We start from the raw sequence: 22,825 nt of genomic DNA, 5'->3' as shown, positions 1-22,825 counted from the left end.
CGGCGCCGGCAGGCGCCGCCCCGTCGGTTCAGATCTTGTCCAGTTCGTTGTCGAGGATGTCGAACAGGTCGTCCGCGGTGACGGAGGCGAGGTCGGCGCTCTCGACCGGCGCCGGGTTGGACTTGTCGCGCCACTTCGTCAGGAGCCGTTGCAGGGCGGTGGCGATGTCCGTCTCCGCCGCGTCCGCCGTCTCCAGCTCGTCCAGCGTCGCCTCCAGCCTGGCGATGCCGTCGACCAGGGTGCGCAACCGCAGCTTCTCCTGGTTGCCGCCCAACTCCTCGATCAGGTGCTCGACGAGCGCCGTGGGCGTGGGGTGGTCGAACGTCAGCGTCGCCGGCATCCGCAGGCCGGTGGCCTGGTTGAGCCGGTTGCGCAGCTCCACCGCCGTCAGCGAGTCGAAGCCCAGCTGCTTGAACGCCTGGTCCGCCGCGATGGTCTCCACCGACTCGTGGGCCAGCACCGCGGCCACGTTCGTGCGTACCAGGGTCAGCAGCACCTCGCGCTGTTCCGGCTCGGTGAGCCCGGCCAGCCGGCGGGACAGCGGCACCGCGCTGCCGGCCGGGGTGGTGCGCCGGGGGCGGGTGAAGGAGCGCAGCGGTGGCGGCGCCGTCGTGCTCGTGCGCAGGGCGCCCACGTCCAGCCTGATCGGGACCAGGCACGGCTCGTCGGTCCGGCAGGCCGCGTCGAACAGCGCGAGCCCCTCCTCGACGGTGTGCGCCAGCACGCCGGTGCGCCCGATACGGGCGAGGTCGGTCTCGGTCAGCCCACCGGTCATCGCGCCACCGCTGCGCCACAGGCCCCAGGCCAGCGACGTCGCCGTGAGGCCGGCGGCCCGGCGGTGCGCGGCGAGCGCGTCCAGGTAGGCGTTCGCCGCCGCGTAGTTCGCCTGGCCGGCCGTGCCCAGCACCCCGGTCGCCGAGGAGAAGAGCACGAACAGCTCGACGTCGCCGGCCAGCTCGTGCAGGTTGAGCGCGGCGTCGACCTTGGCCCGCAGCACCGTGTCCACCCGTTCCGGCGTGAGCGACTCGATCGTCCCGTCGTCGAGCACGCCCGCGGCGTGCACGACGCCGACCAGGTCGGGCAGGGACGTCAGGAGTTCCGACAGCGCGGCCCGGTCCGCGGCGTCGCAGGCGGCGACCGTGATCCTGGCGCCCAGCGACTCCAGCTCGGCCGCCAGCTCCGCGGCGCCCGGCGCGGCCGGCCCCCGGCGGGAGGTCAGCACGAGGTGCCGCGCACCGTGCGCGGTGACCAGGTGGCGGGCCAGCGCGGCGCCCAGTGCTCCGGTGCCGCCGGTGACGAGCACGGTGCCCGCCGGGTCGAACAGGCGGCGGTCCGAGGCGGCCGCGAACGTCGCGAGCCTCGGCACGGTCGACACCCCGTCCCGGACGGCCACCTGCGGCTCCCCGGTCGCGACGGCCGCGCCGACGAGGGCCGGGTCGTCGGTGTCGACGAGGACGAAGCGGTCGGGGTGCTCGGTCTGCGCGGAGCGGACCAGGCCCCAGACCGCCGCCCCCGCCGGGTTCGTGCCGTCGGTCGCGCCCCGGGACACGAACACCAGCGGGGAGCGGTCGCCGGGCAGCCACTCCTGGACCGCCGCGAGCGCGTCGTGCACGGCGGCCCGTACCGCCTCGGCGTCCGTACCGGTGCCGACCGGGAACACGTCGAACGCGTCGGCGGGGGCCACGGGCGTGGGGACCGGCAGCCACTCCAACCGGTGCAGCCCGTCCGGGCCGGCGGTGGAGCGCAGCTGCTCGATCGTCACCGGGCGCGCGACCAGGGACTCGACCGTGGCCACCGGCATCCCGGTGCCGTCGGCGAGGGCCAGGGCGTACGCGTCCTCAGCGGTGGGGGTGATCCGCACCCGCAGAGCCGTCGCCCCGGCGGTCAGCACCCGTACGCCGTGCCAGCTGAACGGCAGGCGCAGCGGGCCGTCGGTCCCGGTGGCCAGGGAGATCGGGTGCAGGGCCGCGTCCAGCAGCGCCGGGTGCAGTCCGAAGCGACCCGTGGGCGCGTCGGCGGGGAGCGCGACCTCCGCGAACAGTTCGTCGCCGCGGCGCCAGGCCGCCACCAGTCCCCGGAACGCGGGGCCGTAGTCGATGCCGAGGTCGGCGACGCGGTCGTAAAGGTCCTCGACCGGGGCGGGGACGGCGTCGGCGGGTGGCCACTCACCGGCCCAGCCGGCCTCGGGTTCCGCGGCGGCGTCGAGCAGGCCGCTCGCGTGCTGCGTCCACGGCTCGCCGTCGGGTGCGTCCTCGCGTCGGGAGTGCACCCGCAGCGGCCGACGGCCGGCCTCGTCGGGTTCCCCGACCTCCACCTGGATCCGTACCGCGCCGTCCGGTGGCAGCACCAGCGGCGCGTGCAGGGTCAGCTCCTCGATGAGGTCGAGGTCGACGTGCTCGGCGGCCCGCCGCGCGAGTTCGACGAACGCGGCGCCCGGCAGCAGGACGGTGCCCAGGACGGCGTGGTCGGCGAGCCAGGGCTGCTCGCGCAGGGACAGCCGGCCGGTGAGCACGCTCCGCTCCGAGTCGGCGAGCCCCAGCACCGCGCCGAGCAGCGGGTGGTCCGCCGCCCCGAGGCCGAGTCCGCCGGCGTCGCCGGGGGAGTCGTCGGGGACCAGCCAGTACCGCTGGTGCTGGAACGGGTACGTCGGCAGCTCCACCTCGCGGGCGCCCGCCAGGTACGCGCCGGCGTCGGGGCCGGTCCCGGCGGTGAAGAGCCGCCCGACGGCCCTGACGAGGGTCGCGGGTTCGGGTTGTCCGCGGCGCATGGTGGCGATGGCGGTGGTGTCGTCGGTGGCGGCGGCGGTGGCGAGGACGGTGTCGGGGCCGATTTCGAGGAAGGTGTCGACGTTGCAGGTGGTGGTGAGGGTGGTGATGGCGTCGTGGAAGCGGACGGTGTGGCGGACCTGCTCGACCCAGTGGTCGGGGGTGGGGGTGAGGGGTCGGCCGGTGAGGGTGGAGGTGACGGGGATGGTGGGTTGCCGGTGGATGACGGACGCGGCGACGGCGCGGTAGTCGTCGAGCATGGGGTCCATCAGGTGGGAGTGGAAGGCGTGGGAGACGGTGAGGCGTTTCGTGCGGTGGCCCTGTGCGGCGAGTGCTTCGGCGGTGCTGAGGGTGGCGGTCTCGTCGCCGGAGAGGACGAGGTCGGTGGCGGTGTTGACGGCGGCGATGCCGACGGTGTCGGTGAGGTGGTCGGTGACCTGGTCCTCGGTGGCCTGTACGGCGATCATGGCGCCGCCGGTGGGGAGGTTCTGCATGAGGCGGGCGCGGGCGGTGACGAGGGTGGCGGCGTCGGTGAGGTCGAGGATGCCGGCGATGTGGGCGGCGGTGAGTTCGCCGATGGAGTGTCCGGCGAGGTGGTCGGGGCGGATGCCCCAGGATTCGACGAGTCGGTAGAGGGCGACTTCGAAGGCGAACAGGGCGGGTTGGGTGTAGCCGGTCTGGTGCAGCTCGTCGGTGTCGATGACCTCGCGTAGGGGCCGGTCGAGATGCTTGTCCAGGGCGGCGCACACGTCGTCGAACGCGGCGGCGAAGACGGGGTAGGCGGCGGCGAGTTCGGCGCCCATGCCCAACCGCTGCGCACCCTGCCCCGTGAACAGGAACGCCAACCGGCCGGCCCCGGGGGTGCCGGTGACCAGGTTGGCGGCCTCCCGGCCGGCGGCCAGTGCGGCGAGGCCGTCGAGGAGTTCCCGCCGGTCGGTCCCGACGACGGCGGCCCGCTGCGTGAACCGGACCCGGGCGGCCAGGGAACGGGCGACGTCGGCGTCCGGCAGTTCGGGCCGGGTCGCGAGGTGGTCGTGCAGGCGACGGGCCTGCTCCCGCAGGGCCTGCTCCGAGCGGGCGGACAGCAGCCACGGCAGCGCCGGCGGCGGCGTGCCGGCGTCTGCGCCGTCCGGTTCGGCGGGCGGCTCCTCAATGATCACGTGCGCGTTCGTGCCGCTGACGCCGAACGAGGAGACCCCGGCGCGGCGCGGGTGGCCGTTCGGCTGCCACTCGGCGGGCTCGGTCAGCAGCGCGACGGAGCCCGTCGACCAGTCGACCTTCGGGGACGGCTCGTCGACGTGCAGGGTGCGGGGCAGCAGCCCGTTGCGCAGGGCGAGGATCATCTTGATGACGCCGCCGACGCCGGCGGCGGCCTGGGCGTGGCCGATGTTGGACTTGAGTGAGCCGAGCCAGAGGGGGCGTTCGCGGTCCTGGCCGTAGGTGGCGAGGATGGCCTGGGCCTCGATGGGGTCGCCGAGGGTGGTGCCGGTGCCGTGTGCCTCGACGGCGTCGACCTGGTCGGGGGTGAGGCCGGCGTTGGCGAGCGCGGCGCGGATGACCCGCTGCTGCGAGGGGCCGTTGGGAGCGGTGAGGCCGTTGGAGGCGCCGTCCTGGTTGACGGCGGAACCGCGTACCACCGCGAGCACGCGGTGGCCGTTGCGGCGGGCGTCGGAGAGCCGCTCGACCACCAGTACGCCGACGCCCTCCGCCCAGCCGGTGCCGTCGGCCGCGGCGGCGAACGACTTGCACCGGCCGTCGCGGGCGAGGCCCCGCTGCTTGGAGAACTCGACGTACAGGCTGGGCGTGGACATGACGGTCACGCCGCCGGTGAGCGCGAGGGAGCACTCGCCGGAGCGCAGCGCCTGCACGGCGAGATGCAGGGCGACCAGCGACGACGAGCAGGCGGTGTCGACGGTGACCGCCGGCCCTTCCAGCCCGAACGTGTACGCCACCCGGCCCGAGGCGACGCTGCCGGCGGTTCCGGTGCCCCAGAACCCTTCGACCTCGTCGGGTACGGCGCCCGACCGGGCGGCGTAGTCGTGCGTCATGAGACCGGCGAAGACACCGGTGGGTGAGCCGCGCAGCGTGTCCGGTCGCAGGCCGGCGTTCTCCAGCGCCGCCGAGCAGGTTTCCAGGAACACCCGCTGCTGCGGGTCCATCGCCAGCGCCTCGCGGGGGCTGATGCCGAAGAACTCCGCGTCGAACCCGGCCGCGTCGAGCAGGAATCCGCCCCGGTCGACGTAGCTGGTGCCGGGGGTGTCCGGGTCGGGGTCGAACAGGGTGTCCAGCTGCCAGCCACGGTCGGTCGGGAAGCCGGTGATGCCCTCGCGGCCGTCGACCAGCATCCGCCACAGCTCGTCCGGCGAGGTGACGCCACCGGGGTAGCGGCAGGCCATGCCGACGATCGCGATGGGCTCGTCGGTGGGACGGGCGGCGACCGCCGCCACGGCGGGCTGCGGCTCGTCCTCGCGGCCGCCCAGCTCGCCGCGCAGGTACTCGACGAGGACCTCCGGGGTGGGGTAGTCGAAGGTCAACGTCGCGGGCAGGCGCAGCCCCGTCGCGGTGTTGAGTCGGTTGCGCAACTCGACGGCCATCAGCGAGTCGAAGCCGAGCTGACGGAACGGTTCGGCCACGGAGACCGAGTCCACGTCCGGCTGGGCGAGGACGGTGGCCACCTGCGTACGCACGATGTCGAGCAGCAGCCCGCGCTGCTCCTGTTCGCTGCGCCCGGCCAGCTCGCGGGCCAGCGCGGTGGCGCCCGGCCGGGTCGCGGCCTGCCGCCGGCGCGGCACCCGGGCCAGGCCGTGCAGCGGCGGCGCGGCGTGCGTCGCGGCGCGCACCGCGGCGACGTCGATGGTGACGGGCACCAGGTGCGCCTCGTCCGAGCGGCACGCGGCGTCGAACAGCGCGTGCCCTTCCTCGACGCTGTGCGGCAGGAGACCGCCGCGCGCGATGCGGGCCAGGTCGGTCTCGCCGAGCTGGCCGGTCATGGCGCTGGCCTGCGCCCACAGGCCCCAGGACAGCGAGGTAGCCGAGCGGCCCTCGGCCCGCCGCTGTGCGGCCAGGCCGTCGAGGAACGCGTTCGCCGCCGCGTAGTTCGCCTGCCCGGCGGTACCGATGACGCTCGCGACCGAGGAGTAGAGCACGAACAGCTCCACGTCGCCGGCCAGCTCGTGCAGGTTGAGTGCGGCGTCCATCTTGGGCCGCAGGACGGCGTCCAGGCGTTCGGGCGTGAGCGACTCCAGGATGCCGTCGTCGAGCACGCCCGCGGTGTGGACGACGCCCGCCAGCGGCCGGGCGAGCCCGGCGAGCAGCGTGGCCAGCGCCTCGCGGTCGGCGGTGTCGCACGCGACGACGTCGACCGTGGTGGCGCCGAGGGCGGCCAGCTCCTCGGTCAGCTCGGCGGCGCCGGGCGCGTCCGCGCCGCGCCGCGAGACGAGGAGCAGGTGTTCCGCGCCGTGCCGGGTGACCAGGTGGCGGGCGAGCGCGGCGCCGAGCGTACCGGTACCACCGGTGATCAGGACCGTGCCGGCCGGGTCGAAGAGCCCGCCCTCGGGGGCGGCGGAGGTGTGCCGCGCGAGCCGCGGCACGGTCAGCGCCCCGTCGCGGACGGCGAGCTGCGGCTCCCCGGTGGCGATCGCGGCGGCGAGGGCGCGCTCCGACTTGTCGCTGCCGTCGGTCTCGACGAGGACGAAGCGGTCCGGGTGCTCGGTCTGGGCGGAGCGGACCAGACCCCAGGCGGAGGCCCCCGCGAGATCCCCGCGGCGGGTGACCACGGCCAGCCGCCCGGTGCCGGCCGCCGCCTCCTGGACCCTCGCCAGGGTGAGGTACAGGGACCGCCGTACGGCGTCGGCGGTGCCGCCCGCCTCGACGCGGAACACCTCGACGTCGGGCGTGCCGGTGCCCGTCGGGGCGGTCACCGGCACCCATTCCGTGTGGTAGAGGGCCGCGCTGGGGCCGGTCACGCCGGTCAGTCCGCTCGTCGTGACGGGGCGCACCGCGACCGCGTCGGCGCTGAGCACCGGGTTGCCCTCGTCGTCGGTGGTGCTCACCCGCAGGGTGTTCTCGCCGGCCGGGGTCAGCCGGACCCGCACCGCCGAGGCCCCCCGGCGGTGCACCCGCACCCCGCGCCAGGAGAACGGCAGCCACGCCCGGCCCGCCGGGTCCCCGCCGTCGTCGACGTGCAGCACGAGCGGGTGCATGGCGGCGTCGAGCAGTGCCGGGTGCACGCCGTAGCGCACGGCGGCCGGCTCGTCCTCGGCGCGCAGGGTGGCCCGGGAGAACAGTTCGTCGCCGCGCCGCCACACCTCCTGCACGCCCTGGAAGGCGGGGCCGTAGCAGAAGCCACGCGCCAGCAGCCAGCCGTAGAAGTCGCCGATGTCGACGGGCTCCGCGCCGGGCGGCGGCCACTCCTCCACGGCCGGGGCCGGCGTCGGCGCCTCGGCCAGCATGCCCGACGCGTGGCTCGTCCACTCCGCGCCCGGCGTGTGCCCGGCCGGCTGGGAGTACACGCCGAACTCGCGGCGGCCCTGCTCGTCGGGTCGGCCGACCCACACCTGGATGTTGACCCGCTGCTGCTCGGTCAGCGTCAGCGGGGCCTGGAGGGTGAGTTCCTCGATGGTGCCGCTGCCGGTGTGCTCGGCGGCGTGCGCGGCCAGTTCCAGGAACGCCGTACCGGGCAGCAGGACGGTGTCGAGGACGGCGTGGTCGGTGAGCCAGGGCTGCTCGCGCAGGGAGAGCCGTCCCGTGAGCACGAGCCGGTCGGTGTCGACGACGCCCAGCACCGCGCCGAGCAGCGGGTGCCGCGCCGCGGTGAGGCCCGCCGCGGCCACGTCGCCGCCGCCCGAGGGCCGCAGCCAGTACGACCTCCGCTGGAACGGGTACGTCGGCAGCTCGACGGTCCGGGCGCCGGTGAAGTAGCGGTCGGCGTCGGGGGCGGTGCCGGTGGTGAAGAGGTGGCCGACGGCCCTGGCGAGGGTGTGGGTCTCGGGGTGTCCCCGGCGCATGGTGGCGATGCCGGTGGCGTCGCCGGTGGTGGTGGCCAGGACGGTGTCGGGGCCGATCTCCAGGAAGGTGTCGACGTGGTGCTCGGTGGTGAGCCGCTGGACGGCGTCGCGGAAGCGGACGGCACGGCGGACCTGGTCGACCCAGTGCTCGGGGGTGGAGCGCAGGGGTCGTCCGTCGACGGTGGAGATCAGGCCGATGCGGGGTTCGTGGTGGGTGATGGACTCGGCGACGGCGCGGTAGGCGTCGAGCATCGGGTCCATCAGGTGGGAGTGCGCGCCCAGCGGGATCGGCAGCCGCTTGGTCTTGTGGCCGAGCGCGGCGAGCTGCTCGGCGGCGGCGAGCGTCGCGGCCTCGTCGCCGGAGATGACCAGGTCGGTGGGGGTGTTGATGGCGGCGATGCCGACCTGGTCGCTCAGGTAGCCGGTGACCTGCTCCTCGGTGGCCTGCACGGCGACCATCGCGCCGCCCAGGGGCAGGGCCGCCATGAGGGTGGCGCGCGCGGCGACGAGCTTCGCGGCGTCGGCGAGCGACCAGACCCCGGCGACGTACGCGGCGGAGAGCTCGCCGAGGGAGTGTCCGGCCACGAAGTCGGGGCGGATGCCCCACGACTCGACGAGCCGGTGGAGGGCGACCTCGAAGGCGAACAGGGCGGGCTGCGTGTACGCGAACCGGTGCAGGTCGTCGCTGCGGATGATCTCGCGTACCGGCCGGTCCAGGTGCCGGTCCAGCTCGGCGCAGGCCTCGTCGAACGCGTTCGCGAAGACGGGGTACGCGGCGGCGAGTTCGGTGCCCATGCCGAGGTACTGGGCGCCCGTACCGGTGAACAGGAACGCCAGCCCGCCGGAGCCGGCCGTGCCGGTCAGCACGTCGGGCGCGCTCCCGCCGATGGCGAGGGCGGCGAGGCCGTCGAGCATGTCCTGCCGGGTGGCGCCGGTGACGGCGGCCCGGTGACCGAAGGCGACCCGGGTGGTGGCGAGGGAACGGCCGACGTCGGCGACCGCCAGGTCGGGGCGGGCGGTCAGGTGCTCGTGCAGGCGGTGGGCCTGCTCCCGCAGCGCCTGCTCGGAGCGCGCCGACAGCAGCCACGGCACCACCGACGGCGCGGCGTCCGAGGTGGCGGCGGCGTCGGGGGCGGTGGCGTCCGGGGTGGCGGCGGCCTCCGGATCGGCGGCGGGCGGCTCCTCGATGATCACGTGGGCGTTCGTGCCGCTCATGCCGAAGGACGAGACGGCGGCGCGGCGCGGGCGGTCGCCGGCGGGCCAGGCGACCGGCTCGGTCAGCAGCGACACCGCCCCGGCCGACCAGTCCACCTTGCGGCTCGGCTCCGAGACGTGCAGGGTGCGCGGCAGCAGCCCGTTGCGCAGGGCGAGGATCATCTTGATGACGCCGCCGACGCCGGCGGCGGCCTGCGTGTGCCCGATGTTGGACTTGAGTGAGCCGAGCCAGAGGGGGCGTTCGCGGTCCTGGCCGTAGGTGGCGAGGATGGCCTGGGCCTCGATGGGGTCGCCGAGGGTGGTGCCGGTGCCGTGTGCCTCGACGGCGTCGACCTCGTCGGCGGTGAGGCCGGCGTTGGCCAGGGCGGCCCGGATGACCCGCTGCTGCGAGGGGCCGTTGGGGGCGGTGAGGCCGTTGGAGGCGCCGTCCTGGTTGACGGCGGAGCCGCGTACCACCGCGAGCACGCGGTGGCCGTTGCGGCGGGCGTCGGAGAGCCGCTCGACCACCAGTACGCCGGCGCCCTCGCCCCAGCCGGTGCCGTCGGCGTCGTCGGAGAACGCCTTGCACCGCCCGTCGGGGGAGAGGCCGTTCTGCCGGGAGAACTCGGTGAAGGTGTCCGTGCCGGACATCACCGTCACCCCGCCCGCCAGGGCCATCGCGCACTCGCCGGAGCGCAGCGCCCGGACGGCCAGGTGCAGGGCGACCAGCGACGCCGAGCAGGCGGTGTCGACGGTCATCGCCTGGCCCTCCAGGCCCAGGGCGTACGCGATCCGGCCGGACGCCACGCTGCCGTGGGTGCCGGTGATGAGGAAGCCGTCGACCCCGTCCTCCTCGCTGTGCCCGGCCCGGCCGTAGTCCTGCACGTGCAGGCCCGTGAAGACGGCGGTGTCGCTGCCGCGCAGCGAGTTCGGCGGGATGCCGGCGTGCTCCAGCGCCTCCCACGCGGTCTCCATGAGCACCCGCTGCTGCGGGTCCATCGCCAGCGCCTCGCGGGGGCTGATGCCGAAGAACTCCGCGTCGAACTCGTCGGCGTCGTACAGGAACCCGCCGGCGGTCGCGCTGCACGTGCCCGGCCCGTCGCCCGCGAAGAGCGCGGCGAGGTCCCAGCCGCGGTTGGTGGGGAACTCGCCGATGGCGTCCACCCCGCCCTCGACGATCCGCCAGAGGTCGTCGGGGGAGGTGACGCCGCCGGGATAGCGGCAGGCCATGCCGACGATCGCGATGGGTTCGTCGTCGTCGTGGGTCTCGGCGACGGTCGCTTCCGGCTCGGCCGCGCCGAGGCCCAGGGCGTCCAGCAGGTGGCCGGCGACGATGTCGGGGGTCGGGTAGTCGAAGACCAGGCTCGCCGGCAGGTTCAGGCCGGTCGTGGCGCAGAGCCGGCCCCGCAGCTGTACGGCGGTGAGGGAATCGAAGCCGAGCTGGCGGAACGGCGTCTCGCCCTCGATCGTGGCGGGCGCCTGGTCGCGCAGGACCTCGCGCGTGGCGGCCCGTACGACGTCGCGCAGCAGGCCGAGGCGGTCGGGCTCCGGCACGGCCAGCAGCCGCTCGGTGAGGGCGGCCCGGGTGCCCTCGGGGTCGACCTCGGCGGGCGCCACGGGACGCGCGGCGACCACGCAGGGCTCGCCCGCGGCCAGCGCGGCGTCGAGCAGGGCGGTGCGTCGCGCCACGGGCAGTTCGGCGAATCCGGGAGCGGCCCAGGTCACGGAGACGCCGGGCAGGTCGCGCGCGCGGCGGTGCCGCACCAGCGCGTCGGCGACGGCGGTGGCGGCGGCGTCCTGGCCGCCGGTGAGCAGCACGAGCGCGGCGGCGGCGTGCGCGGGCGTCGCCTCGTGCAGCGCCAGCAGTTCCTCGGTCGTGAGGTCCACCGCCATGACGGCGGTGAGCGGTCGGTCGCCGAGCACGGCCGCCAGCGCCTCCCGGTCGAACGGCACGCCCGGGTGCACGGACGCCTCGGCGCCGTACGCCGCCAGTTCGGCCGCCGCGTCGGCGGGAACGTCGTCCGGTCCCACCAGGACCAGGTCGCGGACGTCGTGGGCCGCCACGAGGTGGCGGGCGAGCGCCGCGTCGTACGAGCGGGCGACGAGCGCGACCGTGCCCCGCTGCGGTGCGCCGCCGGCCCGGGTGGGGACGGCCGCGTACCTCGGCAGGAGCAGTTCGCCCGCGCGTACGGCGAGCACGTCCTCGCCGGAGGCCACGGCGGCGCGCAGCACGTCCGTGCTGACCTCGTCGGCGTCCACCAGGACGAGCCGGTCGGGGTGGCGCAGCTGGTGGGCCCGCGCCACCGCCCACGCGATGGCCCGCCGGGGATCCGTGGCGTCGTCGCCGTGGACGGCGCCACGGGTCAGCACGACCAGTCGGGAATCCGCCGGCCGGTCCTCGTCGAGCACCCGGGTCAGCAGCTCGGCCAGCGCGGCGGGGTCGGCGTAGGTGTCGACGGCGGGTCCGTCGCCGGCGAGGCCGGCGGTGAGTTCGGGCGGGCCCGCCACCGACCAGGTCAGCCGGGTCGCGGCGGCGTCCGTGCCGTCCTGCTCCGGGTGATCGGCGGTCGGCGCCGGCTCCCAGTGGAGCGCGTGCAGCGCGTCGTGCCGCGACGCGGCCACGCGGAGCAGGCGGCCGGGCAGCTCGGACAGCCGGTGGCGCGCGGGGCTGCCCATGGCGGTGCGCGGGATCTCCCGCACCAGGTACGTCTCGACCGGCACGGCCGCGGCGGACAGTTCCGTGCGGCACGTCGCCAGCAGGCGGTCAGCGTCCACGTCGGACCCGGCCACGTACGCGACCGGCCCGTCCGAGGAGGCCCGGGTCGCCGCGTCGCGCACCCCGGGCACGGTCCGCAGCACGGTGTCGGTGCGGTCCAGCCGGACCCGCTCGCCGCCGACCTCGGCCACGTCGGCCAGCCGGCCGGTGATCGCGAGGTGCCCGGAGTCGTCGCGGCGGGCCAGGTCGCCCGTGCGGTACCAGCCCCCGCGCAGCGCCTCGGCCGTCTCGGCGGCCCGGTCGTGGTAGCCGCCGGCCATCACGTTCGGGCCGCTGACCCAGACCTCACCCTCCTGGCCGGGGCCCAGGTCGGCACCCGATGCGGGATCGACCACCCGCAGGCTCGACCCCGGCAGGGGCAGGCAGCGCCGTTCGGCGTCGCCGTCCGGCCAGCTCACCGCGATCAGGCCGGACGTCTCGGTGGTCACGTAGCCGGTGAGCAGCGGAGCGGCGAACGCCGCCTCGAAGGGCTGGCGCAGCGTCGCGTCCACCGGGCCGAGGGCCAGCGCGATCCGTACGCCCTCCGGGGCCGGGCCCGGCGCGTCCAGCAGGGCCCGGTGCGTCGGGCCGGTGCCCACCAGCACGGTGCTGCCCTGCGCGGCGAACGCGGCCCGCAGCTCGTCGGGGGAGAGGCCGCCCGCGAGCCGTACCGACGCCCCCGCCGCGGTGGCGGCGAGCAGCTGCCCGAACCAGGCGTGCACGGGCAGCATCCACAGCACCCGGTCGTCCGCGGTGCAGCCGAGTCCGGCCACGTACGCCGCCGCGGCGGCGGGCCACAGCGCGTTGCGCTGCGTGGACAGCACACCCTTGCGGGGACCGGTCGTCCCCGCGGTGTAGGTGAGGAACGCCAGGTCGTCGAGGCCGGCCTCGTCCTGGGGCGGCGACGACGGGTCGGTCGTCGCCAGCTCCTCGAACGAGTGCGCCTCGCCGTCGTACGCGCCGTCGACGACGAGGACCGACACGGCCACCCGCGCCGCGTTGGCCGCGTCGGTGATCACCGCGTCGGCGCCCGCGTCCTCGACCAGCCGGGCCAGCTCGGCGTCGTCCAGGGCCGGGTCCAGCGGCACGGCGATGCCGCCGGCCCGGACGACCGCGAGGACGCCCTCCACCGCCGCGACGCCGTCGAGCAGGACGACGACGCGGTCCGCCGGCCACACGCCGAGATCAGCGAGGTGGCCGGCGAGCCGCGCTGTCCGTTCCGCCAGCTCCGCGTGGGTCACGCTCCGCCGTGGGTCGGCGTACGCGATCCGGGTGCCGGACCGTTCGGCGTTTGTCCGGAGCAGTTCGGGCAGGGGGCGGAGCAGATCGGTACGCGGCATGGTTCAACAACCTCTTGTCGGACAGGAGTTGCGATGCGGGCCGGGAAGGGAAACGCTCAGACCGTGACCGGGAGGGAGACCAGTGCGGGCACCAGCGGCGTACGCCGGACCTTCAGCGACTCCCGAGGTGCGGCGAGCTTGATGTTCGGGAAACGGGTGAACAGCTGCCGCAGCGCGATGGTCGTCTCCATCCGGGCCAGCTCCGAACCCGAGCAGAAGTGGGGGCCGCCGCCGAACGCCACGTGCCCCTTGTCCTCGCGGTCGATGTCGAGCACCTGCGGATCGGGGAACCGCTTCGGGTCGTTGCCCGCCGCGGTCAGATGCAGCAGCACCGTCTCGCCCTTGGCGATCTTCGTGCCGTCGATCTCCAGGTCCTCGGTGGCGAAGCGGCGGAAGCCGTGGTGCACGGAGCCGTGCTTGCGCAGCAGCTCCTCGACGGCCACGTCGAACAGGTCCGGGTCCTTGCGGAGCCGCTCCAGCGTCTCCGGGCTGTCCAGCAGCGCCAGCGCGCCCCGGCCGATCATGCCCGCGGTGGTGTCGTACCCGCCCAGCATCGTCAGCAGGGCCAGGGCCATCACCTGGTAGACGTTGAGTTCGGGCTCGCCGTCGGCGTTCTTGGCGTGGATCCAGTACGAGAAGAGGTCCTCGCCGGGCTCCTTCGTCTTCTCCTCGCGGACCATGTTCATGAAGTGCGACATCTTCGTGCGGACCATCGCGTTGGTCTCGTTGTCGCCGCTGAACACCAGGTCCGCCCAGTGCTTCAGGTCCTTGCGGTACTCCTCGCGGATGCCGAGCACGTCGCAGACGATCGTGATCGGCAGGATGGCCGCGTAGTCCTCGACCAGGTCGCCGCCGCCCGCCGCCTCGATCGCGTCCAGCCGGGCCTCGACCAGCTGGTGCACCCGGGGCCGGAAGGTCTCCAGGTTGCGGGGGAGGAAGGTGAAGTTGATCATCTTCTTGAGCCGCGTGTGCTCCGGCGGGTCGAGGGTGACGATCGTCCCGGTCGCCTCGCCCTCCGGGAAGCGCTTGCTGGTGAAGTCGCCGTTGCTGTACTCGCGGGGCCGCGCGAGGCGCCTGTCGCGCAGCGCGGAGTAGACCTCGGCGTGGCCGGTCACCAGCCACACGGGGCCGTGGTCGTCGAGGCAGGTCCGGTGGACGGCGCCCTTCTCGTGCAGTGACGCGTAGAGCTCGTACGCCGCGTACGGGCTCGCGAAGTAGTCGTCGTCCATCAGCATCTGATGCCCGTGCGCCGGGCACTTGTTCGCCATGTCGTCCTCGCTGTGGTCGCTGAGCAGGAATCGCCGTCGGCCTCCGGTGCGCCAGGCGTCACGGACCGCGCGCGCCCCTGATGTTGCCCGTAACTGGTCCACGCTCGGGTAATCGTGGAAGCGATCGTGGCTGGTGTGGGGTGGGTTAGTGGGTCAGTGCGGGGATCTGGATTTTGGCGTCGTGTTCGAGGATGCGTTGTTGGAGTTCTTGGAGGCTGCGGCCGGGTTCGAGGCCGAGGCCGTCGACGAGGGCTTCGCGGGTGCGTCGGTAGACGCGGAGGGCGTCGACTTGGCGGCCGCTGCGGTAGAGGGCGAGCATGAATTGGTGGCAGAGGCGTTCGCGCATGGGTTCGGTGGCGGTGAGGATTTCGAGTTCGGGGGTGATTTCGCGGTGTCGGCCGCAGGCGAGTTCGGCGTCGAGGCGGTCTTCGAGTGCGGAGAGTCGTTCGTCTTCGATGGCGGCGAGTTCTGACCAGCAGGTGCCGGTTTCGACGAGGTCGGCGAGGGCGCGTCCGCGCCAGAGGGTGAGTCCTTCGGTGAGGAGTTGGGCGGCGCGGTGGGGGTTGCCGTTGGTGGTGGCGTTGCGGCCTTCGCGGACGAGTCGGCGGAAGCGGTAGAGGTCGATGGTTTCGGTGTCGATGCGCAGTTGGTAGCCGGGTGGGTGGGTGCGCAGGGTGGGGTTGGTGGTGGGGTCGGTGTTGTGGGTGAGCATGCGGCGGATGCCGGAGACGGCGTTCTGGACCATTTTGCGGGCGGTGGGGGGTGGGTTGCCGTCCCACATGGCGTGCAGGATCTGGCTGGTGGCGACGACTTTGTTGGCGTTGAGGAGGAGGTAGCCGAGGATTGCGCGTTGTCTGATTCCGCCGAGTTCGAGGTGGTGGCCGTTGTTGGTGACTTCGGTGCTGCCGAGTACGGAGAAGCGCATGGGTTTGCTCCGGGGGTGGGATGTGGCCGGGGTGGTGTGTTTCCGGCGGGGTCCGAGTTTCCCATCGGCGGTCATTGGCGAGGCACCCCTAGGGCACCCCGCAGGAGGTGGGGGTGCATGGTGGGTGTCATTGGGTTGGCAGTGTGGAGTTGCTGGTCAGACATTGTCGGGTGGTGGTGGGGCATGAGACCGTCACGGAGGTCTGATGATCCGCGCACACACGGTGTGGGAACGGCACCCCGCACGTATGCGGATCGGTAACGGCGTGGACCGGGACCGGCTCTCCCGCCGTCGCGTTCCGGCTGTCCCGGGCCACCGCTTACGGGGCGGGCGCGGGAGGGATCGGCGTCCCACGGAAGGCCGCGCCCCGGCGCGCGACGATTCCACGGCCCGCGCGACGCATTGACGCGAGTCGCCGGCCGGCGAATGTGGCGGGGCGGGCGGCCGGGGTCGCGGAATGGTCGACCCTCGCGCCGGGAGTCAAATGACGTCCCCGCGGGGAATCGCACCGACCGGTCAGGTGCGAATGGTGCCATGCCCCGCCGCGGGGCGGAACACCGCGGTCGGGGAACCCGGGCCGGGCCGCGCGGAGCCGGACGGCGGCTGCGCGGCAGGCGGACGGCGGCTGCGCGGCGGCGGGGGCCTGCGTGACGCGCCGGGGGACTGCGCGGCGCCGGAGGGGACTGCGCGGGCGGGTGTCGTCGCCGGTGGGCGGCGTCCGCGGGGCGGGACACGGACGCGGTGGTGCGGCTGCCGCGTTCCGGCGCCGATCACCACCGCGTCCCACGGTCCGTCGTCGACGAGCCGGTCCGTGCGTACGGACCCGGCGTCGACCTTCCGGCCGGGCCGTCAGTTGCCGCTGTTGAGCACGTTCCCGTCGTGCGGGCGCAGGGCCCGGGAGCGCCGGAAGTCGCGGTGCACGAAGATCCGCTGGAGCCACCGGTCGCGGCCGTCGTAGCGGGGCGTGAACTCGGTCCGGCCGTGCAGGGCCAGCCGGTTGTCGACGAACGCGAGGTCACCGGGTTCCAGGATGAACGTCCGGCGGACGGTGCGCAGCGCGTCGCCGAGCATCGACAGCGCCTGTGCCGCCTCGGGGTCGAGCGGGAACGAGCTCTCGAAGTCGACCTGGACGTCCGGGTCCTCGAAGCTGCCGCTGAGGATGCCGTGCGGTTCCGGCGCGCCGCGCAGGTCGCCGAACGACGCCGGCGGTTCGGTGACGAACCGTGGCTCGTGCAGCACCTTGCGGACCTGCTCGGACAGCAGCGGCAGGGCGTTGCGGATCGACGTCACCTGCAACCCGGCCACGTTGTCGTGGTCGTTGCGCAGGCAGTGCAGCCCGACGTAGTCCGGGCGGTAGACGTGGAAGGCGTTCTCCACGTGCATGGACAGCGTCACCGAGCCCGCGTTGCCCTGGAACTTCTCCATGCCCGGCACCGGCACGACGTCCTGCACCAGCGCGCCGGCCTTCTCCTCCTTGAAGGCGATGAGCTCCCCGAGTTGCAGCCCGAGCAGCACCTGCGCGGCGGCGGGCACGGTGGACTCCCGCTGCGCCGAGCCGGCCACCGTGGGCGTGTTGGGCAGCTCGTCGGCGTCCACGGGCAGGTTCCGCACCAGCAGCACGGCGTCGGGTCCGGGATCCCAGGCGAAGCGCCGCACCATCTGGCGCAGGCGTACGGGCAGGTTGCTGGAGAGTTCGCGGGCCGTTTCGAGCCAGGCGGCCGAGTCCACCAGGCGCGGCGGTCGGCCCGCCAGGTAGCGGGCGATCGTGTCGACCTCGATGTTCTCCTCGCGGGTCAGGACGATCGAACGGTCGGTACTGCGTGTGGGCTGGACGTCGACGGTCACGCCGAGCCTCCTCTGCTGAGGTTCGAGACGGTGTGGGGGTTGAGCGAACGGTCAGTCGTCGTCCTCGTCGTCGTCCCAGAACGCGTTCTGCAGGTGCTCCGCGAGCTGCCGTGGCGTCGGGTTGGCGAACAGGTCGGCGAGCTGTACCGGCATCGACAGTTCGGTCCGCACCCGCTGCACGAGCTGGGCGCCCAGCAGCGAGTGGCCACCGCTGGCGAAGAAGTTCGAGTCCGCGTGCAGGCCCGGCCGGTCGAGCATCTCGGTCCAGATCCCCACCAGGGCGACGGTCGTCTCGTCCGGCGGGTCGGCCTCGGCCGACGCCCTCGCCGCGGCGAGGGCGACGAGGGCCGCGCGGTCCACGGTGCCCGCCACGGTGACCGGCAACTGGTTCAGCACGACCAGGTCGGGCGTGAGCGGCAGTGCGGCGCGGGCGTGCTCGCGCAGCCGCTCCGCCACGTCGGGCTTGCGGGACTCGACGAACGCGACGACCGTCACGTCCTGCGCGTCGCCGGTGGACCCGACGGCGGCGACCGCCTCCACGTCCGGGTGGGCGGCGAGGACGGACTCGATGTCGCGGAGGTGGATCCGCTGGCCGGCGACGCGCACCTGGGCCGACAGGGGGCCGACGACGTCGATCCGGCCGTCCGGCAGCAGGCGGGCGAGGTCGCCGGTGCGGTGGAACCGCCCGTACGTGGGGTGCTCGCCGAACCGGGCTGCGGTCAGCTCCGGCCGGCCGTGGTAGCCGGCGGCCAGCGTGTCGCCCGCGACGCACAGCTCCCCGCGTACGCCGATGCCCAGCTCGTGGCCGGTGCCGGGCTCGGTGACGAACACGCGGGCGGCCGGAAGGACACCCGTGGAGTCCCGTCCGCCGTCGAGCGCGGCGTACCCGGCGACGCCGTGCGTGGTGTAGCCGTGGTGCGGCGTGCACCCGGTGGCGTGCAACTGCGCGGCGAGCGGGCGGGGGAGCGGTTCGTGCGACACCAGGACGGCGCGGCCCGCGAGCCGGGCACCCGCCTGCTCGACCACCTGGCGCCACACCGCCGGCGGCGCCTGCGCCACGGTCACCCCGTGCCGCTCCACCAGCTCGCCGAGCGCGTGGCCGTCGGCGCGGGCCCCGTCGGGGGCGACGACGACCCGGCCGCCGGTGGTCAGCGCGACCAGCAGCTCCGTCAGCGCCGCGTCGGTGGCGGCGCTGCCCAGCCAGGCGGTGACGGCCGACCCGGTGGCGGCGACCCGGTCGGCGAGCCGCGCGACGGCGCGGGCCAGGGCCCGGTGGGTGACCGTCACCGCGAGCGGGGCGGGCGCGTCGAGGTGGTACTCCAGGTAGGCCACCGCGTCGAGGCCGGGACCGGACGGCGCGTCGGTGCGGACCGCGTCGGTGGCGCCGGGAACGGCGGGGATGCGCACCGCGCCGGGCACGGGGAGGCCCTCGGCGGCCAGCACCGGGTCGGCACCCGAGTCGGCCAGCCGCGCGGCGAGGTCGGGGATCGGCTGGGTCGGGTCGAGCAGGACGCAGCGCTTGCCCGCCAGCCACACGCCGAGCCACGCGGCGGCCAGCTCCGCGCCGCGCGGCGCCAGCACGGCGACCGTGCTTCCGTCCGAGGCCGCGACCAGGTCCCGGGTGGCGATCGCCGCCGACCACAGCCGGCCGTACGACACGGCGTGCGTGCCGTCCTGCACCGCGACGAGGTCCGGGTTCGCGGCGACCGTCTTGTGCACGGCGTCCAGCACGGACGCCGTGGTGGCCGACTCCGGCGGCGACGCCGGCAGGGCGAGGTCGCCCGCGCCCTGGCGGGACAGCTGCGCCACCGGCCGGTCCAGGTCGTCGCCCAGCTGCACGAGCAGCGCGTCGTACCGTTCCAGCAGCAGCCCGACGTCGGCCGCGTCGAAGGCGTCGACGCAGAACGCCGCGCGGACGGTGGTCGCCTCCTCGCCCGGCATGATGAAGAACTCCAGGTCGAAGCGGCTGTAGCCGTTCTCCACCATGACGTGGCGCACCGGCATCCCGGTCAGTGTGGCGGAGTCGTCGACGGTGCCGGGCACGTAGTTGAACAGGTGCCGGAAGAACGAGCTGCGCCACGACGACGGCGCGTCGCCGAGCACGGCGGGGGACACATGCTCCAGCGGTACGTCGGCGTGGCTGATCGCCTCGAGGAAGGTGCTGCGCGTCTGCTTCACGACGGCGCGGAAGTCGGCGTCCGGGTCGACCCGGACCCGCAGCGGCACCAGGTTCGCGTGGTAGCCGATGGCGCTCATGCTGCGCTGGTCGCGGACGTTCACCGGGGTGCCGATGACCACGTCGGAGCCCGCGCCGTGCTGGGCGAGCAGCACCGAGTACGCCGCGAGCAGCACGACGGCCTCGGAGGCGCGCAGTTCGCGCTGGAAGCGGCGTACCACGGCGCGGGCCGGCGCGGAGAGTTCGTGGTGGATGGTCCGGGCGCGCAGGGACGGCGCCCCGACGGGCGGCCGGGCGCACCACAGGCCCGCCTCGGCGGCCCGCAGCCCGTCGAGGTTCTTGCGCCAGTACGCGACGCTGCGCTCGTCCGGCGCGCGCTCCACGAGCGCGGCCACCGGGGCGTCGTCCGGCCGGCGTCCCGCCGCGAGCGCCTCGTAGCCGGTGAGCAGCTCGCGGAGCAGGATCGTGGTCGACATGGCGTCGAAGTTCAGGTGGTGCACGACGACGCAGCACACGTCGGCGTCCGCGCCCGCGCGGATCCCCGCCCGCAGCAGGGGGCGGCCGTCGATGGCGAAGGGCTCGGCGGCGAACGCGGTCAGGTCGGCGTCCATCCCGTCGTCGCCCGCCCCGATCTCCACCAGGGGCACGTCGACCTCGTCGGGACCGAGCACCTCCCGGGTCAGCGTCGCGTCGTCGGAGCGGAACACCGTGCGCAACACCTCGTGGCGGGCCAGGACCGCCCGCAGCGCCGCCGTGAGCAGCCCGCGGTCGATCCGGCCGGCCACCTCGAAGGCGACCGCCACGTTGTTGACCCCGGTGTCCGGCACCAGCCGCTCGAGCAGCCACATGGCTGCTTCCTTCCTGCTGGCCGCGATGCTCATGCTCACTCGTCCCCTCGGTCGGTGTCGGCGCAGACCTCGGCGAGCCGCGCCACGGTCCGGTTTTCCAGCACGTCGCGCAGCGACAGGCTGAGCCCGCGCCGGCGTGCCTCGTTGACCAGTTGGGCGGCGCCGAGGCTGGTGCCGCCCCGGACGAAGAAGTCGTCGTCGACGCCGATCGAGGAGACGGCCGTGTAGGTGGCGAAGAGCTCGCACAGCAGCGCCTGCAACTCGTCGGCAGGCGCCCGCCCGCCCGGGGTCGCCGCGACCTCCGGCGCCGGCAGGGCCGCCGTGTCGAGCTTGCGGTTGACGGTCAGCGGCAGCGCCGCGAGGCTCACCACGGCGCTCGGCACCATGTAGTCCGGCAGGGTCTCGGCGAGGTCCTTGCGCACCTGCTGGGGGTCGACCCTCGCGCCCTCCGCGGGCACGACGTACGCGACGAGCTGCTTGACCTCCGGGGCGTCGGTGCGGATCACCGCCGCCGCGTGCCGCACCTCCGGGCGGCGCAGCAGCGCCGCCTCGATCTCGCCCAGCTCGATGCGGTAGCCGCGGATCTTGGCCTGGTTGTCGACCCGCCCGCAGAACTCGTACTCGCCGTCCTCGGTGGGCCGGACCCGGTCGCCGGAGCGGTACATGCGCGAGCCGGGCGGGCCGAACGGGTCGGGCAGGAACCGCTCGGCGGTCAGGCCCGGCCGGTGCAGGTAGCCCCGGGCCAGCTGGCCGCCCGCGATGTGCAGCTCGCCGATCTCGCCGGGCCGCACGGGGCGCAGCTCGTCGTCCAGCACGTGGTAGCGCACGTCGGGCATGGGCTGACCGATGGGCAGCGGCCCCGGCGGCACCGGCTGGTCGGGCTCGATGACCACGGTGCTGCACCCGACGGTCGTCTCCGTCGGGCCGTACTCGTTGACCACCCGCGCGCCGGGGTGCCGGCGGCGCCAGGCGTCGACGGTCTCGCCGAGCAGCAGCTCGCCGCCGGCCATCAGCTCCCCGGTCGGGGACGCCTGGGCCGGCAGCGCGGTGAGTAGCGGGATGTGCGACGGCGTCACCTTCACGAAGGTGGGCCGCTGCTGCCCGGCCGGTCCGGCGGCGGGCGTGCCCATCTCCTCCAGGGCGCCGAGGTGCACGCAGCCGCCCGTCATCAGCGGCGCGTAGAACGCGGTGACCGTCAGGTCGAACGCGAACGAGGAGTGCAGCAGCGCCCGGCCGCGTACGCCCGGGTAGGACCGCACGACGTGACGGAGGTACGTGCCGAGCTGGCGGTGCTCGATCACCACGCCCTTCGGGCTACCGGTGGAGCCGGAGGTGTAGATGACGTACGCGACGTTTGCGGGCCGCAGCGGGGCGAGCCGGTCGGCGTCGGTGACGTCGGTGTCCGGCTGGCCGGCGTACGCGTCCGGGGCGTCGAGCAGGACCCGCGGCAGGTCGGCCGCCGGCACCGCGTGCTGGTCGTCGCCGGTGGTCAGGAGCAGCATCGGCCGCGCGTCGGTGAGCATGTGCTCCAGCCGCTGCGGCGGGTAGCTCAGGTCCAGCGGCAGGTAGGCCGCCCCGGCCTTGAGGGTGGCGAGGGCGGCGACCACCAGGTGCGCCGAGCGGATCCCGATCGCCACGAGCCGCTCCGGGCCCGCGCCGAGCGACACCAGCCGGTGCGCGAGCCGGTTCGCCTCGGCGTCCAGCTCGGCGTACGTCCTGCGGTTCTCGCCCCACACGACGGCCGTGGCGTCCGGGGTGCGCCGCACCTGCTGCGCGAACAGGTCGGTGAAGAGCGCGGGCTCGCCGCCCGCCGGGCCCGGTGCCACCGCGCTACCCCGCGATCCGCTGACCGGCGTCCGCACCGGTCATCAGGCCGGAGACCGTCGCGGCGACGTCGGGGTGGCGCAGCATCTGGTCGTGGTCGACGGCGAGCGGGATGGTGCGCCCGAAGCCCGGCCCGCGCTGGGTCGAGTGCGCGGAGGTGATCGCCGTCGCCGTCGCCCACTGCGGGGCGGGGTCGATCTCCGTCGCCGCCCGCAGGTAGCCGACGAAGGACGCGAAGCTGCCGCCCAGTTCGGCCCGGACGTCGTCGTCCAGGCCGAGCCGGCGGCCCGCCACGTCGATCGCGTCGCGGAAGATCCCGGCGAGCGCGGGACCGATGAGGGTGAGGTCCTCGAGCCCGTGCTTCTCCTGCACCGCCTGGCCGTCGGCGTGGAAGGCGGCGATCTCCTCGGGGGTGAGGATGGTCCGCAGCGCGTCCGCGGCGGCGTGGAAGTCCCGGTACAGCCCGACGATGTTCGGCAGCTCCGGGTCCAGCAGGACCAGCCTCGGCGCCTCGTCCTGCGACTCGGCCAGCCGGGACGCGAGGGGGGCGGCGAACACCGCGCCCACGCAGTAGCCGATCACGGTGTCGACGGTGCGTTCCCGCCGGCGTACGCCCTTCGCCCACCGCTCGACGTAGTCCGCGCCGGACATCGTGTCCTCGGCGCCGGAGGCGGGTGCCACGGTCTCCCAGATCTCGCCGGGCGCGCTCAACAGGGGGACCAGGTCGCGGAAGCACGCCTGGGTGCGGCCGGTGCTGGTGAAGTCGACGGTGAGCGTGAGGCCGCCCGGCCCGCCCTTGCGCAGTATCTGCCAGGAGTTCTTCTTCACGATGGGATCCCTCGTCGTAGCGGTGCGTACGTTCGTCGTTCAGGGGGTGCG

At 74.6% G+C, this 22,825-nt stretch carries 7 protein-coding genes; all 7 read right to left on the bottom strand.

The features are described 5' to 3' along the window. Positions 1-28 precede the first annotated feature (28 nt). The 7 genes from DER29_RS04930 to DER29_RS04900 all read right to left on the bottom strand — a co-directional run bounded on the left by DER29_RS04930 (position 29) and on the right by DER29_RS04900 (position 22,774). Complete coding sequence (locus DER29_RS04930) at positions 29-13,060, bottom strand: type I polyketide synthase (protein WP_121396241.1); 13,032 nt, start codon at positions 13,058-13,060, stop codon at positions 29-31. Positions 13,061-13,116: 56 nt separating this feature from the next. After that, positions 13,117-14,328 (bottom strand): cytochrome P450, encoded by a 1,212-nt coding sequence (locus tag DER29_RS04925; protein WP_121396240.1) that lies wholly within the window; start codon positions 14,326-14,328, stop codon positions 13,117-13,119. A 145-nt stretch (positions 14,329-14,473) separates the two neighbouring features. Then, positions 14,474-15,253: an AfsR/SARP family transcriptional regulator gene (locus DER29_RS04920; RefSeq protein ID WP_158618965.1), complete on the bottom strand. Its 780-nt coding sequence runs from the start codon at positions 15,251-15,253 to the stop codon at positions 14,474-14,476. Positions 15,254-16,102: 849 nt separating this feature from the next. Further along, a complete protein-coding gene (locus DER29_RS04915) occupies positions 16,103-17,098 on the bottom strand; it encodes a TauD/TfdA family dioxygenase (protein ID WP_121396238.1) in 996 nt (331 codons plus the stop codon). A gap of 51 nt (positions 17,099-17,149) precedes the next feature. After that, positions 17,150-20,155 carry a condensation domain-containing protein gene (locus DER29_RS04910; RefSeq protein WP_121396237.1) on the bottom strand — a complete coding sequence of 1,002 codons (3,006 nt, stop codon included), beginning with the start codon at positions 20,153-20,155 and terminating at the stop codon, positions 17,150-17,152. Between the two features lie 2 nt (positions 20,156-20,157). Beyond that, on the bottom strand, positions 20,158-21,948 hold the full coding sequence (locus tag DER29_RS04905; protein WP_158618964.1) for a non-ribosomal peptide synthetase: 1,791 nt from the start codon (positions 21,946-21,948) through the stop codon (positions 20,158-20,160). Positions 21,949-21,952: 4 nt separating this feature from the next. Further along, positions 21,953-22,774: a hypothetical protein gene (locus tag DER29_RS04900; protein WP_121396235.1), complete on the bottom strand. Its 822-nt coding sequence runs from the start codon at positions 22,772-22,774 to the stop codon at positions 21,953-21,955. Positions 22,775-22,825 lie beyond the last annotated feature (51 nt).

The organism is Micromonospora sp. M71_S20, assembly GCF_003664255.1.
Classification (GTDB): Bacteria; Actinomycetota; Actinomycetes; order Mycobacteriales; family Micromonosporaceae; genus Micromonospora.
This window is presented reverse-complemented; position numbering and strand designations above follow the sequence as displayed.

Excerpts from the sequence above, each read along its gene's own strand:
- DER29_RS04920 (WP_158618965.1), bottom strand. The coding sequence starts at position 15,253 with ATGCGCTTCTCCGTACTCGGCAGCACCGAAGTCACCAACAACGGCCAC.
- DER29_RS04910 (WP_121396237.1), bottom strand. The coding sequence starts at position 20,155 with ATGAGCATCGCGGCCAGCAGGAAGGAAGCAGCCATGTGGCTGCTCGAG.
- DER29_RS04930 (WP_121396241.1), bottom strand. The coding sequence starts at position 13,060 with ATGCCGCGTACCGATCTGCTCCGCCCCCTGCCCGAACTGCTCCGGACA.
- DER29_RS04925 (WP_121396240.1), bottom strand. The coding sequence starts at position 14,328 with ATGGCGAACAAGTGCCCGGCGCACGGGCATCAGATGCTGATGGACGAC.